The sequence below is a fragment of the Paraburkholderia sp. CHISQ3 genome, assembly GCF_030464945.1.
Taxonomy (GTDB): Bacteria; Pseudomonadota; Gammaproteobacteria; order Burkholderiales; family Burkholderiaceae; genus Paraburkholderia; species Paraburkholderia megapolitana.
In genome coordinates, this window is sequence record NZ_JALPRG010000005.1 from 467,309 (window position 1) to 482,541 (window position 15,233).

Genomic DNA, 15,233 nt, shown 5'->3' on the forward strand with positions numbered 1-15,233 from the left:
CGCTGCGCCGTTGGCCATCAGCGCCCCGCGCGGCAGGATTGCGTTGCCCGTCGCCAGGTCGCCAGGTCGCCGCCTCATGCCGGGAGAGCAAACGAAAGCACGGTGCTTTGCCGTGCGACCCGGCGGCAACGGATCGAGTCGGCCAGGGTGTTGAGGCAGCTAACGGTGTCGTCCCAGCCGAGGCAACTGTCCGTGATGCTTTGGCCGTAGACCAGCGACATGTTTGTACCGACATCTTGCCGGCCCTCGACGAGATGCGATTCGATCATGACACCTGAGATCCGCTGCTCGCCGCGCGCGACCCGTTCGGCCACGGACTCGCAGACGCACCGCTGATTGCCGTGACACTTGCGGCTGTTGCCATGGCTCGCGTCGATCACCACGCTTTCGTTGAGACCCGCGGCAGCAAGCGCGCGGCACGCCTCATCGACGTACTCCGCCTCATAGTTCGGCACCTTGCCGCCACGCAGCACCAGGTGACCGTCGCGGTTGCCCGTGCTTGCGAGCTTCCTGAGTTCGCCCTGCTCATCGACGCCGAGATAGCAATGCGGATAGCGCGCTGCGCGTATCGCATCGATCGCCACCTGCACGCATCCCTCTGTACCGTTCTTGAAGCCAATGGCGCAAGGCAGGCTCGAGGCCAGTTCACGGTGCACCTGCGACTCCGTGGTGCGCGCGCCGATGGCACCCCAGCTCACCAGATCGGCAAGATAAAGCGGCGTCGCAAGGTCAAGGAATTCCGTCGCAACCGGCAGGCCCATCGACGTGATAGCGAGCAACAGCTCCCGCGCAAGATGCAGCCCGTGCTCGATTTCGAAGCTGCCGTCGAGGAACGGATCGTTGATGAGTCCCTTCCAGCCGACCGTCGTGCGCGGTTTTTCGAAGTACACCCGCATGACGATTTCCAGTTCGGTGCCGAGGCGCTCACGCTCGCGCACCAGTCGACCGGCATATTCGAGAGCACTTTGTGGATCATGGATCGAGCACGGTCCGACGATCACGAGCAGCTTGTCCCGGCCGCCGCGTAACGTGCGATTCACGGCAACGCGCGAATCGAGTACGCATTGGCGGCTCCTCGGTCCGGCGGGAAGCTGCTGGAGCAGCTTCGCAGGCTTGATAATCCCGACGCTCTCGGTTTTTCCCGCATTGATGACCATCGAAGACATGTGCCTACTCCTGGAGCAATCGTGCGAACGGTGCGAACCTGGCGACACGGCGCGAGCTTGCCTACCGTCGCTCTAAACCGGCCAAACGCTTCATCTGATTGAAAATATTCTTCCGATGCATTTCTTCGGTTCCTCCCACGCTCGCGAAGCCCAACGCGTTCTTCATCAATTCGGCGACACGACCGTTGTGATAGCCGAGACTGCCGTAGAGCTTCATCAGGTTCGTCGCGTTCGCGATCAGATCCTCGGCGCCCACGAGCTTCGCGATGGAACTCATCATCAGTCCCTCGGGGTGATCCGTCAGCAACTGCGACAGCGCGCCGTAGGCAAGCCAGCGCGAGCGCTCCATACCGATGCGCAGGTCGACGAGACGTCGCTGCACGTACTGGTGTGAGTCGATCTGACTCTTGAAGCTGGTTCGCGTCGCGGCGTAGTTCATTGCATCGACGAGATACGGCCTGATGAGATTCGCCGCCACGAGACCGTAATAGAGACGCCCCAACGAAATGATGTCGATGAGGGTCGACAGCCCGTGGCCAGGTCTTCCGAGCACGCGCTCGTGCGGAACTTCGACGTCGTGAAAATGAATTTCTCCGGTCGGCAGGTTACGATTACCGAGCTTGTCGTCGACCTGCCCGATGGACAACCCGGCTGTCTTGCGATCGAGCAAAGCGAGCTCGATGTTGCACTGCTCTTTTCCGTGCAGCCGGCAGACAACCAGTGCGAAATCCATGATCGGCGCATGCGCGATATTGAATTTCGTGCCGTTGAGCCGGTAGCCGCCGGGCACCTCGGTCAGCGACGTCTCGATACTTCTCACGTCCGTCCCTGTTGTCGGCTCCGCAATGCACGTCGCACTCACGTCGCCGCGCAAGATGGCGTCGAGGTAGCGATCCTTCTGGGCCGGGTTGCCGTGCCGCTCGAGTGCGCGCACCATGCCAGCCTGCGCAATCACGGAAAGCAGGAGCTCCGGGGTCCTGATCGACGACGAGAGCCCGTCGAGTGCCGCCGTAAATGTCCACCAGTCGGCATCGAGCGCTCCGGTTGGTACGATCAGGCGCCACAATCCCTCGTCGCGCAGCCTTCTCCAGCCATCGAAATCAAACCCCTCCGGAGAAGCAGCTGCTGCATCGGCGATTTCTTCACCGATCGCAAGATACTTTCTCTGGATTGCTAATTGGTCTTCCGAGAAACCGAATAACATTTGATTTCTACCCTCTAGTTGCGTGACTGGATCGGCAACCCGCCTCGATAGCCATCACGTGCCGGCGGCAACGATGGCCCAGACAGACCATCGTCCGCTGCCCGGACCACGTTTCAGCACTGATACTGCTCGAAGATCGAGTCGATCGAGCCGCTCCGGGAACGATAGTGATTGAGCATGTCCTCCGCCAGCGTGGTGCCGCGTGCGAGCATGTCCTCGATCGGTGCCAGAAAGATGCGCTCGTCGTAGCCGTCGCTGTTGCGGCGGTCGCGATTCTTCAGGCCGAGACGCACGAGGTCCATGACTTCTTCGGCAACGTGGAGTAGTTTCTCCCCGCGAAACGACGCGTTCAGTGCGTGGGTCGGGACTTCATTGCGCAAGGCCAGCACTTCTTCGTAGGTCCAGTCGGCCGTCAGTTCCTGTGCAGCTTGCAGCGCTTCGTTGTCATAGAGCAGCCCAACCCAGAAAGCCGGCAGCGCACAAATGCGCAGCAGAGGCCCACCGTCTGCGCCGCGCATCTCCAGATAGCTCTTGAGCCGGACCTCGGGGAAGAGAGTGGACAGGTGATTGGTCCAGTCGCCCATGTTGGGCTGCCAGTCGTCGATTTCGCCTTTCAGCGCGCCGTCCAGGAACTGCCGGAAGGTGATGTGGGTGCAGTCGCGGTATTTGCCGTCGCGAATGACAAAATACATCGGGACGTCGAGTGCCCACTTCACATAGTCGACAAAGCCGAAGTCTTCATTGAAGACGAACGGCAGGATGCCGGCGCGCGCGTTATCGGTGTCGCGCCATACGTCCGATCGCCAGGACAGGAAGTTGTTCGGCCGACCCTCGGTGAAAGGAGATGCAGCGAAGATTGCAGTCGCCAGCGGCTGGAGTTTCATCGACACCTGCATCTTGCGACACATATCGGCTTCCGACGAATAGTCCAGATTCACCTGAATCGTACAGGTGCGATACATCATGTCGAGCCCACGGCTACCGATCTTCGGCATATAGCGCCGCATGATCTCGTAGCGCGACTTCGGCATAGCCGGTGTGTCGTCCAGATGCCACTTAGGGCTCGAGCCGGCACCGAGAAACCGGATGCCCAACGGTTCAGCGATGCCGCGCAGTATTGACAGATGGTGCCCAGCTTCCTTGCACGTCTCGTGCAAATTGCTCACGGGGGCGCCGGACAGTTCGAACTGTCCGCCTGGTTCCAGTGAAATCGCACCCATGCCTTGCGGCCCAGTCAGCCCGATAATCCGGCCTTCATCGAGGATCGGCTCCCAGCCGAGTCTGGCCTTCATACCATTGAGAAGCGCTGAAATGCTGGCGTCGCCGTCATACGGGACAGGGCGATGCCCGTCGCGAAAGAAAGCGAACTTTTCATGTTCCGTACCGATCCGGAATGCCCCTTCAGGCTTGCAGCCATCGCGATGATGGGCAATCAGTGAGTCAAGACTGCTGATCGGTGCTGCATTCGAAATATCACGAGCCATCTGGGGTCCCCTCTAGTGAATCGAAGCGCGGTTTCAAAGCATCGTGTGTTGAATGTCGTGCTCAACTGAGGCGGCGGCCGAGCGACCGATACCGCCATGAAGGTCGAGACACCGCTCGAACCATTCCTTGATCGGGTCGTCGTCGGCGAGCAGCTTTGTGGGTGTGCAAATGCGCGCCCACTGCAATGCGCCAAACAGGATGTAGTCAGCGAATAGCGGACGCTGTCCACCCATCCATGGCTGCTTTTCCAGGACGATACGCATCGGCGCGAGCCTGGCTGCGAGTCCCGCCAGCTCCACGTCCTTGTTCGCGTGAAACGCTTCCAGACTCTTGCCGAAACGTTTTTCGCGCGCCGCACGGAAATACGCCTGATCTTCCGGCGACATCATCGCGTGCATGTCCATAACCGCGATCGTCGAAACCGGAGGATGGATCACCGCCTGGCTGAAAGCCTCGACGAAACGCGCGGTCGCGAGTCCACCCTCGCCGCCAAACAGGCTATCGCCGTCGCGATAGCGCTCCTCGAGGTAGACGGCAATTCCGAAGCTGTCGCCTTCCAGATGCCCGTTGTCGTTAAGGACGGGAATGCTCTTAAACGAGCCATCCTCGATTTGCGATATTTCCTTGAAGGACACCGGTTTGAGCTCGAAATCCAATCCTTTGTGCTTTAGCGCCAGAATGATTTTCCATACATGCGGCGAATAATGGCGAACCCGATCCGCGCAGGCCAGGCTGTAGAGAATTCTTTGCATTCAAACGCCTCTGAAAGAATTAATTCCGGGCAGTCCTACTCACCATCCGAGACGCTGTATGGAATGCTGGATCGGCATTCCGGACATGTCTCGCTGAATTTCGATGCATACTGGATATACGGGTCCACCAAGCGAAAAGCTGAAACCTCCGCGGGTCTGACTCCCGCGGGCTGACGATTCAATCGAAACCACTTCTGATCGACAGAACTGCCTGCACGCTTCCTCATTTCAAAGCGAAATTTGCAATCTTTAGGCTGCTAAGCAATTCAGTCAAAAATGAATATCGATATGAATGTCTGGAATAAGCAAGATAAGCCTCAACCCGCTCCCGACACAACTCAAAAATCGTGAATGCTGCGCTCCATATTCCTGATAGCCGTGTAATGAAACACAACCCGCGAACTCACGTTAGACGTGCGAACGCGTTCGGCACGCCGAACGCGACGCCGCAATGCGTCGTTCGATCAAGGTTGTGATGTGTATCGAGACCGGTGTGGGCCACCGGGCAAGGCTGTCATCGCGCGAACATTGTTCCGGAGCGACTGATGTGCTTCGGCTGCGCGAGTTGCTTCAGCGATGAAGGGAACGGACCGCCGTGATCATTCGTTCGAGTATCTCGTTGAGGATCGGCCTCGACGTAGCAAAATTCATACGCGCGAAGTTCATCGCGTCAGGATGAAAAGTCTCGCCGGCGCTGAAACCGATTCGTGCCTGCTTCAAAAAGAAACTGGAAGCGGACCCGTCAAGGTTCAGATCGCTGCAATCCATCCATAACAGGTAGGTCGCTTCCGGCACGTGAAAACGAATCTCCGGAATTTCATCGCGCAGAATTCCCACCGCGTAGTCGCGCATGGTCAGCAGATGCGCCCGTACGGCATCGAGCCATGCATGACCGTCCGTCCAGGCGGCGACCGTCGCATCGATGCCAACGTTGTTGACGGACCCTGTGAGCCTGACCGGGATCCGCGCGTGAAAGCGCTGCATTAGCGCCTCCGTACCAAAGTGGACCAGCCCGCAACGCAAGCCGGCAATATTGAAGCTCTTCGACGCTGAGTTGAGCGTGATGGCCCGGCTCGCGGCAGCGGGCGACAGTGTGGCGAACGGAAGATGCGTCGCTCCCGGATGGATGAGATCTGAATGAATCTCGTCCGACACGACGATCAGGTTGTGCCGTTCAGCAAACGCCGCCACGCGCTCCAGTTCGGCGCGGGTGAAAACGCGTCCCGTGGGATTCTGGGGATTGCAGAGGATGAACAGCTTCGTACGTTCATCGGCACGGTCTTCCAGCTTCTCGAGATCGAAAACGTAGCCCTCGTCGGTCCATTCCATCTCGAGTGGAATCAGTTGCCGGCCGGTGATCTCGAGCGCTTCGCGAAACGGCGGATAGTTCGGTACCTGCAGCACCACACCATCTCCGGGTTCGGAGAACGCAAGGATCGAGGCATAGGTGGCTTGCACCAGATCGGCAACGACCAGCACCTGGGCGGGATCCACATCCCAGTTGCAACCATGCTTCATCCGCGCGGCAAATGCCGCGGCGACTGCCCGGTCCGCCCTGCGACCATCACGCAGCGGGTATACGTAATCCGATTTTTCGAGGCCACACTGGATAACGCTCTGCACTTCCGGCGCGACGCGGAAATCCATGTCGGCCACGCACGCCGCGATGACGCCCGCTGGATAAAGATGCCATTTGTAGCTTTGCCGCGCTAGCAGCTCCGGCTGACTCAGAATGAAGTCGCGGATTTCGCGCGAAGCAGAGGCAACCGTCGATACCGCCGTTTCGTGGATCAATTTCTACCTCGCAAGAAATTCGAAGAATGTACTGGGTGCGGAGGACACGGTTGCATTCGATGCGTCGCGACGCTCCATCTAGTGTCGTCGCTCCGATCTTTTCTGCATCGGTGGTTTGGATTCCAAATAATCAGCATAGCGGAAACCACCATACCTGTGCCGTCAATAGAGCTGGAAATTAAAGACCCCTCAAGGAAATTGATAACCCCCCTCAAGTATTGTGACTTGTGCGGTATTTGCCTTAGGCCTTAACGTCGATCTGTCTTTGCATGGTTTTAGACTGTATTGGATGTCCATGTCCGGAGCCGTTCCTTGTCCAATGTTCGAGGAAGAGTCAGATTTGCTCCGAAGGGCGAGACATGGGTTCGATTGACGCCACGTATCCGCTCAGGGAAAGCGCTTCATCGGCTTGACGAACAGTGGCGGCTGTCAGCGGTTTTTGCGATTCAGGGTCGTTAGCGGTCGGCAGTTGAAATGCAGGTAAAAATCAAGAACATCGGGCTCGTGCCCGTCAATACCCTTTAGTCAGCCGAGAGATAAATGATGAGCAAATCTTTTCAAACCAATGTCGAGGTCCGTTATCGTGACACCGATTCCATGGGGCATGTGAGCAGTCCCGTTTACTACGACTACATGCAGTATGCATATCTGGAGTACATGCATAGCATTCTGGAAATTCCGAAGTCGAAGAAACTGCCCCACATCATGGTCAAGACATCCTGTGAATATATTTCCCAGGCAAAATATGGGGACAAACTTCGAGTGCTTAGCGCTATCACGAAGTACGGCACGAAGAGCTTCGAGATGGAGCACGTGATGCATATCGACGACGACAAGGGCGAAGTCGTCGCAAAGGCAACGTCCGTGCATGTCATGTACGACTACGACAAACACGCCACGTATGCGATACCTGAGGCCTTCAAGCACACCATCCAGGACTTCCAGGGAGCGCTGTAAGCAAAACCGGACACGGGCCAGAACCTGTGCGTTGTGTCCGGGCGTACGCGCCATCGATGCGCCGATAGATCGGGACGATTTTCGTGGAGCCGGCAAAAGCGGATCTGCCGCCGCAAGGATCGCGGCGCAAATAGCTCAGTCAGGGAGGAAGCACATCATTCCTGTCAGTGCCGACGAATTCAAAGAATCGCACTCCGAAGCGATGGAAAAGCTCGAACCCGACAGACCTGACCATTCGAATTGCGCCGCTACCGTCAAGCCGTCACGAGAATATCGTCCCGCGTGAGCGCGTGCCGCCGCACGACGTAACTGAACGACCGTTCACCACTCATCCCTGCATGGAGTATTGAATTCACCACACCTAAAGCCGGGCTCTGCATACGATTCGCGGAATGCGCGAATAAAACGCGTACGGACTTCTGCGCTTCGCACAGCAGATCGACCTCACTGCAGCGTTGCGCTTCGTGCGCGGTTTCGGCGTGCAGAAGTCCGATTCCGAGCCCTGCTGCAAGCAGCGTCCGCGTCACACTTTCACGATCGACGTGCGTGATTCGCCTGGGGCGAAAGCCGTGTGCCCGGAACAGACCCTCCGCCACCTGTCCGCTGCAGAAAGAGGCAGAGGAGATGATCCATGGCATCTCACCCAGTGTTCGCCAGTCCGGTGGCTGTGAAGTCGTGAAGAGCCCGCGCCGCGCCGCCACGTAGATGTCGAAGCGCGATACCTCGAAGGTCACCAGATCTGCATCGGGTTCGCCAGTCTCGTGATAGAAGCCGGCGTCGAGATCGCCATTGCGGATGCTGTTCAATATGTCGAGCGAAGTCCCGTGGCGCAGTGTGACTTCCAGCTCGGGGAAGCGTTCGAAAAGCGTCCGGAGCAGCCGACCGATGGCGTCGGAGTTCGAACTCGCTTCTGCCCCGAGGCGCAGCTTTCCCGTGAGACGTCCTTTGATGCGCGCGGCCTCCTCGGTCAGGTCTCGATGCGTGTCGAGCGCCCGCTCCGCCTTGACGAGGATCCGCTGGCCGTCGTTGGTCAGCGTCATGCCTCGTGCAGTGCGCTCGAACAGCGTAATGCCCAACGTGTCCTCGATCGCCTTCACATGGGCGCTGACTGCGGGTTGGCTTAGACACCGGCGTTTCGACGCGCGCGTGATGCTGCCCTCGCGAGCGACGGCAACGAAAGTTTTCAGTTGATGGATTTCCATACTAATCCCTTTCAAACCGCGCGAAGAATAACTGATCCGCCCCAACTTACGAAAACAGCCAGCCGCTGTCATAGGAACAAATACTATATTGCCAAATCTGGATTATGGAAGACGCTTTGTTTGCACTTAATTCATGCGTTTGACGCTATATCAAGTTTAAAATGTGCTACCGTTCGCGCATGTCGATTCCCGATCTCAATCTACTTGTCACTTTGGACGTGCTGCTTACGGAAGGTAGTGTTACCCGTGCGGCCGAACGATTACGGCTCAGCCCATCGGCGATGAGCCGCGCACTTACGCGTCTACGTGAAACGACCGGTGACCCGCTGCTGGTCCGGGCCGGACAGGGTCTCGTGCCCACCCCTCGCGCGGTGGAACTGCGCGAGCGGGTCAGCCAGCTCGTCCAGGACGGCCAGGCGGTTCTGCGCCCCACTGAGAAGCTCGATCTCAAACGCCTGGTGCGCACCTTTTCGATGCGCGCCAGTGACGGGTTCGTCGAAAATTTCGGCTCGGAGCTCATCGCCCGTGTCGCCGATCAGGCGCCCGGCGTGCGTTTGCGGTTCGCCCAGAAAGTCGACAAGGACAGCACGCCGCTTCGCGACGGCAGCATCGACCTGGAAACCGGCGTCGTGAGCAAGATAACCGGCCCTGAGGTCCGCGTGCAGGCCTTGTTCCGCGACCGGTTCATTGGCGTAGTGCGAGCAGGGCACGCCCTGAGCGAGGGCGAGATCACCCCCGAGCGCTATGCCGCGGGCAGGCATATCCTGGTCTCGCGACGCGGCGCGGACAGGGGGATCATGGATGACGCTCTAGAGTTGCTCGGACTGGAACGGGAGGTCGTCACGATCGTCGGCGGCTTTTCGACCGCGCTCGCACTGGTGCGGGGCTCCGAACTTATTGTCAGTGTTCCCGAGCGGACCACCGGCAATATGCGCGCCGGCTTGTATAGCTTCCCTTTGCCGTTTGCGGCGCCAGAGATCACTGTTTCGTTGCTTTGGCACCCGCGGCTGGATGCCGATCCAGCGCATAGCTGGCTGCGCAGCCGGGTTCGCGAGATCTGCGCAGTGACTCGTTAAGCGGCTTGGGTTTTTGATGCGCAATGCATCGCCGATATCTATACAGACCCCTCGGCAGATCCTCCAGAAAACCCTTCAGGAATCCAGGACAAGCGTTTCGCGCATCTCGCGTCTGGTGCAGATCGGGTTGTCGAGTGTTTATATAGAATATCTATGCGCCTTGAGTAAAAAGCTGAAATATTCTCACAGATACCTTTATTATTTGAGCGCGCGTGCTGAATTAATTATAATCAGCCACGGTCGGGGTCACCGGGTTACGATAATAACCATATCTCCTTCAAGATTAATTCGCAAAATGAAAAGATCATCAGAGCCGGAGTGAAGCGATCATGAGGCGATGAGAGGAGCGGGGCAATGCAGGACAGGATAGACCGGGGCTGCGGGATCGTGGTTGGCTCGAGCCGTTCAGCCAGCGCGCCCGCTTTCTCTTGCGCCGTAGCGTCAACGATCGCCGGTTCGAATCCTGCAGGCGTGGTCGACCTTGTTACGACGGTCGCCGCACGTGTTCCGATGCCATTGAATTTTTATGGCGATGCATTCTCGACTTGCGTTGATCACGTCAGGCAAACCCTCTTGAATCACGGAAGGGATTGGCATGGAAATTCATCAACTGAAGACTTTCGTTGCCGTCGCGCGCGAGGGCAGCATTACGCGCGCATCGGAACGGCTGTGTCTGAGTCAACCCGCGGTCAGCGCTCATGTAAAGGCGATGGAGGACATGCTCGGCATCACTCTGTTCGAGCGCACTGCGCGCGGCATGAGCTTGACCGGCGACGGCCAGCGGATTCTCATCAAGGCAGAGCACACGCTCGACACCCATCGCGACCTGATCGACGAGGCCACGCGGCTCAAGGGACACCTCGCCGGGAGGCTTCGTCTCGGGGCAGGAGGCCGATCGAGTGCCGCGTCGATTGGCCGGTTGCTCTGGGAACTCTCGGAGCACCATCCCGAGGTGGAAGTCACAATCCAGCATGGCACATCGCTCGATACGCTGAATGGCATCCTCCACGGTGAACTGGACGCCGGTTTCTATAACGAGGCAACCGAGCCCGACGTCGATCTGGCAACCATCGAAGTATCGCGCTTCGGTATCGATCTCGCGGCACCCGTCGGGTTGATCGACCCTTCGCAACCGGTGAACTGGCAGGCACTTGGTGAATATCCGTGGATCTTCCCGACCACCAGCCTCTGTTGCGGGCAGGTTGCCGAGAACCTGTTCAGGACGCACGGTTTCCGTCCCAGGCGGATCATGAGCATTGACCGCGAAAGCGTGACGCGCACACTGCTTGCTGGCGGAATCGGAGTTGGACTTCTGCATGCAGACACGGCAAGGGAGGCTCAACTGTGTGGAGATGTCGATATCGTTTGCGAGGCACAGAAGACCGTTCGCGTCATGTTTGCACATCTCGCGTCCCGGGGACAGGATCCTCTATTGAAAGCGGTGGGTTCGATACTCCGTAGTGGCCCGGTCTGGTGACATTTAGTCGCAGGTATCGGACTAACGCATCGCATCCGTAAGCACCAGTTCGATCTCACCACTGCTCTCTCGACGAGACTGCGTCGCCGGTACCCGGTCGTGCTTCACGCGCCGACAATCGGCCGCGCACAGCGGGCAGGCGCGGTGACGTTGCGAGATCCATGAAGAACAACGCAAGGCACATCTCGAATCAGCAGTGATCGACCATTGGCATGACTAAATTATTCCTGACGACCAGAACCCGGGATGGCGTCAGACTCATGAATAAAGTGCAAATGAGGCGCCTTCCGCTCTGCTGGACAACACGCTACTCTCCTAGAAGCCATATTTCCGGAGTCGTGAACGTGGAACGCGAAGACTGGAACAAGCACCCGTAACGCCTCGACGCCAGAGACGCCGCCCGTAGGTGTAGCTACCGCGTGTGATGCCACGCTCCCCGGGCAATGCCCGGGACCGGACCTCGCCATATCTCTTTCTTGCGACGGTTTGATCGCTGCTGGTTGCATCACATTTATGTTGAAACACGCAATCGCAGGATGCAATCTTGTCTACTCTCCAGACACGCACACGTTTCTCCGAGCCGCATTCGAAATCGAGGCTCGTCAAGGACATCGCACCCATCCTCGATCACGGCCGGTGGACCGGCTACCAGAAGCTGGTGTTGCTGCTGGTTTCGCTGGTAGCGATGCTCGACGGACTGGACTCGAGAGTGCTCGCGCTCTCTCTACCGTTGATCGTCCGTGAATGGGGCGTGGCCCGATCCGCCTTCGTGCCGATCTTCGCCGGCAGCTTCATCGCAATGGCGCTCGGGGCGTTGGTCGGTGGTGTAGCAGGTGACCGGATCGGCCGGCGCTGGACGTTGATCGGATCGGTAACTGCGTTTGGCGCGACGACTCTGGTAGGCGCCTATACCCATGATCTTTGGAGCCTGAGCGTCTGGCGGATCCTGGCGTCCGCTGGCCTCGGCGCAGCGATGCCCAACATCACAACGCTCCTTGCCGAGTACACGCCGATCAAGCGGCGCAGTGTCGCACTCAGCGTCTGCATCAGCGCGCTGATCGTCGGCAAGGTTGGTGCCGGGCTGCTGGGTGCCCGCCTGCTCCCGCACGCCGGCTGGCGCGCATTGTTCGTAGCCTCGGGCTTGTTGCCACTCGCTCTCGCGGCCGTGCTGTGGGTGATCCTGCCTGAATCGCTGCGCTTCCTGGCCGCACGGAAGCCGGACAGCGCTACGGCGAGGCGCCTGTTACGCAGGCTGGGCCACACGTTGGTCCCGGGAGCCCGTCTCGTCGACAACGGCCCGCTGGTCACCGCCGTCCCGCGCGCATCGATCCGTTCTCTCGTGAGCGGCGAATACGGCCGCGACACCCTGTGGCTGTCGCTCTCCTTCTTTGCCATCTTCCTGTCGACCTACACGGTTTCCACCTGGTTGCCGTCGCTGCTGACCGACGCCGGCTATAGCCTAGCGATGGCAAGTGCCAGTACATCGGTGTTCGGACTCGGCGGCCTGATCTGCGGTATCGGTGGAGCCTGGACTTTTTCGCGGCTCGGCTCGAGGGTGCCGTTGATGACTCTCGCGATCGGCGCCGCTGTCACGACGCTCGCGCTGTCGACGGTTTCTTTCGCGCCGGAGGGCGGCACCAGGTGGGCCAGCACCTTGGGCATCTTCCTGGTCGGTGCCATTCCAGGGGTGCAGGTTGCGATCTTCGTACTGGCCGCGGAGATGTTTCCCACCACCGTGCGCGCCACGGGCGTGGGCGTGGCGACCGCCTTCGGGCGCCTGGGTGCGGTATTCAGCGCGTTCGTCGGCCCACCGCTCCTTGCCGTCGGCGCGCACGCCTATTTCGGCTTTCTCACCGCAACCATGACGGTCGCCGCACTGTCGCTGGCGCTGATTCGTCGTCACGTGGCGCGCGGCTTCGCCGCGCGGCAGCAGCAACCGATCGACGCATCACCCGCCGGAGGTTGAACGGTGTCTTGACGCCCGAAGCCGTCCGTAGAGAGGGCAAGTCAAGCAAGCTTGCCTGCAGGCAAAACGCGAGGCATGTGGGAGACCCGATGATTTCTCAGCAGCTCACGATGAAGGTAGTGGAAAAAATCGCCGTGGCAAAAGACGTCGTCATGCTTGAGCTCGCCTCTGCTGACGGTGAGCCGCTACCGGCCTTTACGGCAGGCGCACATATCAACGTCCGTTTGCCCACGGGAGTAACACGGCCGTACTCGTTATGCGGCAACCCAGCCCAGCACGAGCGATATCGGCTCGGCGTGTCGTTGGCGAGGAATTCCAAGGGCGGCTCACGGACCGTTCACGATCTGCTCCAGGTTGGCGACGTGATCGAGGGCAGCCTGCCCGTCAATCACTTTCCACTGAATGAAGGCGCACCCAGTTCTGTCCTCGTGGGTGGAGGAATCGGGATCACGCCGCTACTGGCCATGGCCTATCGCCTTCAGTCGATGGATGCGAACTGGCACCTGCATCTATGCGCGAGATCGAAAGATCACTGTGCCTTCATGACGGAGCTGACGCATCCCCGCTTCGCACCTTTTGTGACGCTGCATTTCGACGGCGGAGACGCAGCCCGGCATCTGGACTTCGCCAGCTTGATCCGATCGGCACGCGAAGGCTCCCATCTCTACACATGCGGCCCGGACGGCTTCATGAAGCAAGTACTGTCCGAGGCAAGGCATGCGCAATGGACAGAAGAGCGCCTCCATTTCGAGAGCTTCAAGCCGGAGTTTGAAAAATCCGCGGGCAACAAAGCGTTCGAACTTCAGCTCGCGAGGAGTCGAAAAACGTTACTGGTTCCGCCCGACAAGACAGCCTTGCAAATCATGCTGGACGCGGGTGTCGAGGTGCCGTTCAGCTGTGAGTCGGGAGTGTGTGCAACCTGCGTGACGCGTGTTCTGGATGGCTTGCCGGATCACTGCGATCAATGTCTGAGCGAGAAAGAGCGAACCCAGAGCTTTACGCCGTGCTGCTCGCGAGCGCTTACGCCGTATCTATCAATCGATATCTAAACACCGAGCGATTATGACCAACTTCATCAAAAACTCGTGGTACGTCTGCGCGTCATCGGATGAAATAATATCTGGCAAGTTGTTCGAGCGCATCATCATCAACGAGCCGATCGTCTTCTACAGGAAGAGCGACGGGTCAGTGACCGCGCTTGAAAACCGCTGTTGCCATCGTCACTACCCGTTGAGCAAAGGAACGTTGGAGGGCAACCATGTCCGATGCGGGTATCACGGGTTCCTCTACGAATGCACGGGGACGTGTATCGAGATTCCAGGCCAGGAAGTCATTCCCCGCAATGCGAAAGTGCAACATTACCCTACGGCAGAACGATATTCGTGGGTCTGGATCTGGATGGGCGATCCCGAACTTGCCGATGAAAAAAATATCCCGGACTATCACTGGATGAGCGATCCGGAATGGCGAGGAAAATCGGATCGATTCGACGTCAAATCGAACTACCGGTTGATCGTGCAGAACCTGCTCGATCTCTCCCATCTCGCCTTCGTGCACGCCTCCACGATAGGCACCAGAGCAGTGATCGACGCCGCCAATGTCAAGTTCGAACGTGAAGACAACGAGGTTCGCATTTCACGCTGGATGATTAACATCGCCCCTCCCGCCACGTACCACAAGCTCGCCAGCTTCGACGGAAATGTCGATCGCTGGCAAATCGTCCACTTCATCCCACCGGGGTTCGTTCGAATTTACGGCGGCGCTTGTCCCACCGGCACGGGCGCGCCAGACGGTCATCGGGTAGGAGGGCTGGAGCTGACCAACCTGCATGCAATCACGCCGGAAACGGACCGCACGACACACTACTTCTGGAGTCAATGTCACAAGGGAATGCTCGACAGGCCAGACATCACGAACGTCCTGTTCGAAGATGTCCTTGTCGCGTTCAAGGAGGATCACCGTCTCTTCGAAGCTCAACAGATATTGATCGACATGGACCCGTTGCGCTCGACGGTCAATGTCATGAACGATGCCGGCGCGCTTCATGCAATGCGAATCCTGGATCGGCTCGAAGGCGAACAGGCTAAGGGTGGGGTGACGCCGATCGGTGTGAACGACCTCAAGTTCGGTCTTTCGTAAGCAGCTTGCGACGTC

12 protein-coding genes are annotated in these 15,233 nt (G+C 58.8%); 6 read left to right on the plus strand and 6 right to left on the minus strand.

Annotation, left to right across the window (positions count from 1 at the left end):
- Positions 1-74: 74 nt before the first annotated feature.
- The 5 genes from M0D65_RS14740 to M0D65_RS14760 form a co-directional block, all read right to left on the minus strand.
- Positions 75-1,166, minus strand: coding sequence for a 3-deoxy-7-phosphoheptulonate synthase (locus M0D65_RS14740; protein WP_266253329.1), 1,092 nt, complete (start codon positions 1,164-1,166; stop codon positions 75-77).
- A 61-nt stretch (positions 1,167-1,227) separates the two neighbouring features.
- Complete coding sequence (locus M0D65_RS14745) at positions 1,228-2,370, minus strand: acyl-CoA dehydrogenase family protein (protein ID WP_266253330.1); 1,143 nt, start codon at positions 2,368-2,370, stop codon at positions 1,228-1,230.
- Between the two features lie 113 nt (positions 2,371-2,483).
- A complete protein-coding gene (locus M0D65_RS14750; protein WP_266253331.1) occupies positions 2,484-3,854 on the minus strand; it encodes a glutamate--cysteine ligase in 1,371 nt (456 codons plus the stop codon).
- Between the two features lie 33 nt (positions 3,855-3,887).
- Positions 3,888-4,607: a glutathione S-transferase family protein gene (locus tag M0D65_RS14755; protein WP_266253332.1), complete on the minus strand. Its 720-nt coding sequence runs from the start codon at positions 4,605-4,607 to the stop codon at positions 3,888-3,890.
- Positions 4,608-5,177: 570 nt separating this feature from the next.
- The gene (locus M0D65_RS14760) at positions 5,178-6,401 is read right to left on the minus strand and encodes a MalY/PatB family protein (protein ID WP_266253333.1); all 1,224 of its coding nucleotides are present in this window, start codon (positions 6,399-6,401) and stop codon (positions 5,178-5,180) included.
- 543 nt (positions 6,402-6,944) lie between these two features.
- Between M0D65_RS14760 and M0D65_RS14765 the strand changes: the two genes are divergently transcribed.
- On the plus strand, positions 6,945-7,358 hold the full coding sequence (locus M0D65_RS14765) for a thioesterase family protein (protein ID WP_266253411.1): 414 nt from the start codon (positions 6,945-6,947) through the stop codon (positions 7,356-7,358).
- 254 nt (positions 7,359-7,612) lie between these two features.
- Here the strand turns inward: M0D65_RS14765 and M0D65_RS14770 are convergent, their stop codons facing one another.
- The gene (locus M0D65_RS14770) at positions 7,613-8,632 is read right to left on the minus strand and encodes a LysR family transcriptional regulator (RefSeq protein ID WP_218161335.1); all 1,020 of its coding nucleotides are present in this window, start codon (positions 8,630-8,632) and stop codon (positions 7,613-7,615) included.
- 107 nt (positions 8,633-8,739) lie between these two features.
- Here M0D65_RS14770 and M0D65_RS14775 point away from each other — a divergent pair, with 107 nt between their 5' ends.
- From M0D65_RS14775 to M0D65_RS14795, 5 genes are all read left to right on the plus strand, one after another.
- Entirely contained in the window at positions 8,740-9,636 is an 897-nt protein-coding gene (locus M0D65_RS14775) for a LysR family transcriptional regulator (protein ID WP_266253334.1), read from the plus strand.
- A 595-nt stretch (positions 9,637-10,231) separates the two neighbouring features.
- Positions 10,232-11,113: a LysR family transcriptional regulator gene (locus tag M0D65_RS14780; RefSeq protein ID WP_266253335.1), complete on the plus strand. Its 882-nt coding sequence runs from the start codon at positions 10,232-10,234 to the stop codon at positions 11,111-11,113.
- A gap of 544 nt (positions 11,114-11,657) precedes the next feature.
- Complete coding sequence (locus M0D65_RS14785) at positions 11,658-13,079, plus strand: MFS transporter (protein ID WP_266253336.1); 1,422 nt, start codon at positions 11,658-11,660, stop codon at positions 13,077-13,079.
- Between the two features lie 89 nt (positions 13,080-13,168).
- A complete protein-coding gene (locus M0D65_RS14790; RefSeq protein WP_266253337.1) occupies positions 13,169-14,128 on the plus strand; it encodes a PDR/VanB family oxidoreductase in 960 nt (319 codons plus the stop codon).
- Between the two features lie 13 nt (positions 14,129-14,141).
- Complete coding sequence (locus tag M0D65_RS14795) at positions 14,142-15,218, plus strand: aromatic ring-hydroxylating dioxygenase subunit alpha (RefSeq protein ID WP_266253338.1); 1,077 nt, start codon at positions 14,142-14,144, stop codon at positions 15,216-15,218.
- The last annotated feature ends 15 nt before the right edge of the window (positions 15,219-15,233 follow it).

Excerpts from the sequence above, each read along its gene's own strand:
- M0D65_RS14740 (WP_266253329.1), bottom strand. The coding sequence starts at position 1,166 with ATGTCTTCGATGGTCATCAATGCGGGAAAAACCGAGAGCGTCGGGATT.
- M0D65_RS14745 (WP_266253330.1), bottom strand. The coding sequence starts at position 2,370 with ATGTTATTCGGTTTCTCGGAAGACCAATTAGCAATCCAGAGAAAGTAT.
- M0D65_RS14750 (WP_266253331.1), bottom strand. The coding sequence starts at position 3,854 with ATGGCTCGTGATATTTCGAATGCAGCACCGATCAGCAGTCTTGACTCA.
- M0D65_RS14755 (WP_266253332.1), bottom strand. The coding sequence starts at position 4,607 with ATGCAAAGAATTCTCTACAGCCTGGCCTGCGCGGATCGGGTTCGCCAT.
- M0D65_RS14765 (WP_266253411.1), top strand. The coding sequence starts at position 6,945 with ATGAGCAAATCTTTTCAAACCAATGTCGAGGTCCGTTATCGTGACACC.
- M0D65_RS14770 (WP_218161335.1), bottom strand. The coding sequence starts at position 8,632 with ATGACAGCGGCTGGCTGTTTTCGTAAGTTGGGGCGGATCAGTTATTCT.
- M0D65_RS14775 (WP_266253334.1), top strand. The coding sequence starts at position 8,740 with ATGTCGATTCCCGATCTCAATCTACTTGTCACTTTGGACGTGCTGCTT.
- M0D65_RS14780 (WP_266253335.1), top strand. The coding sequence starts at position 10,232 with ATGGAAATTCATCAACTGAAGACTTTCGTTGCCGTCGCGCGCGAGGGC.
- M0D65_RS14790 (WP_266253337.1), top strand. The coding sequence starts at position 13,169 with ATGATTTCTCAGCAGCTCACGATGAAGGTAGTGGAAAAAATCGCCGTG.
- M0D65_RS14795 (WP_266253338.1), top strand. The coding sequence starts at position 14,142 with ATGACCAACTTCATCAAAAACTCGTGGTACGTCTGCGCGTCATCGGAT.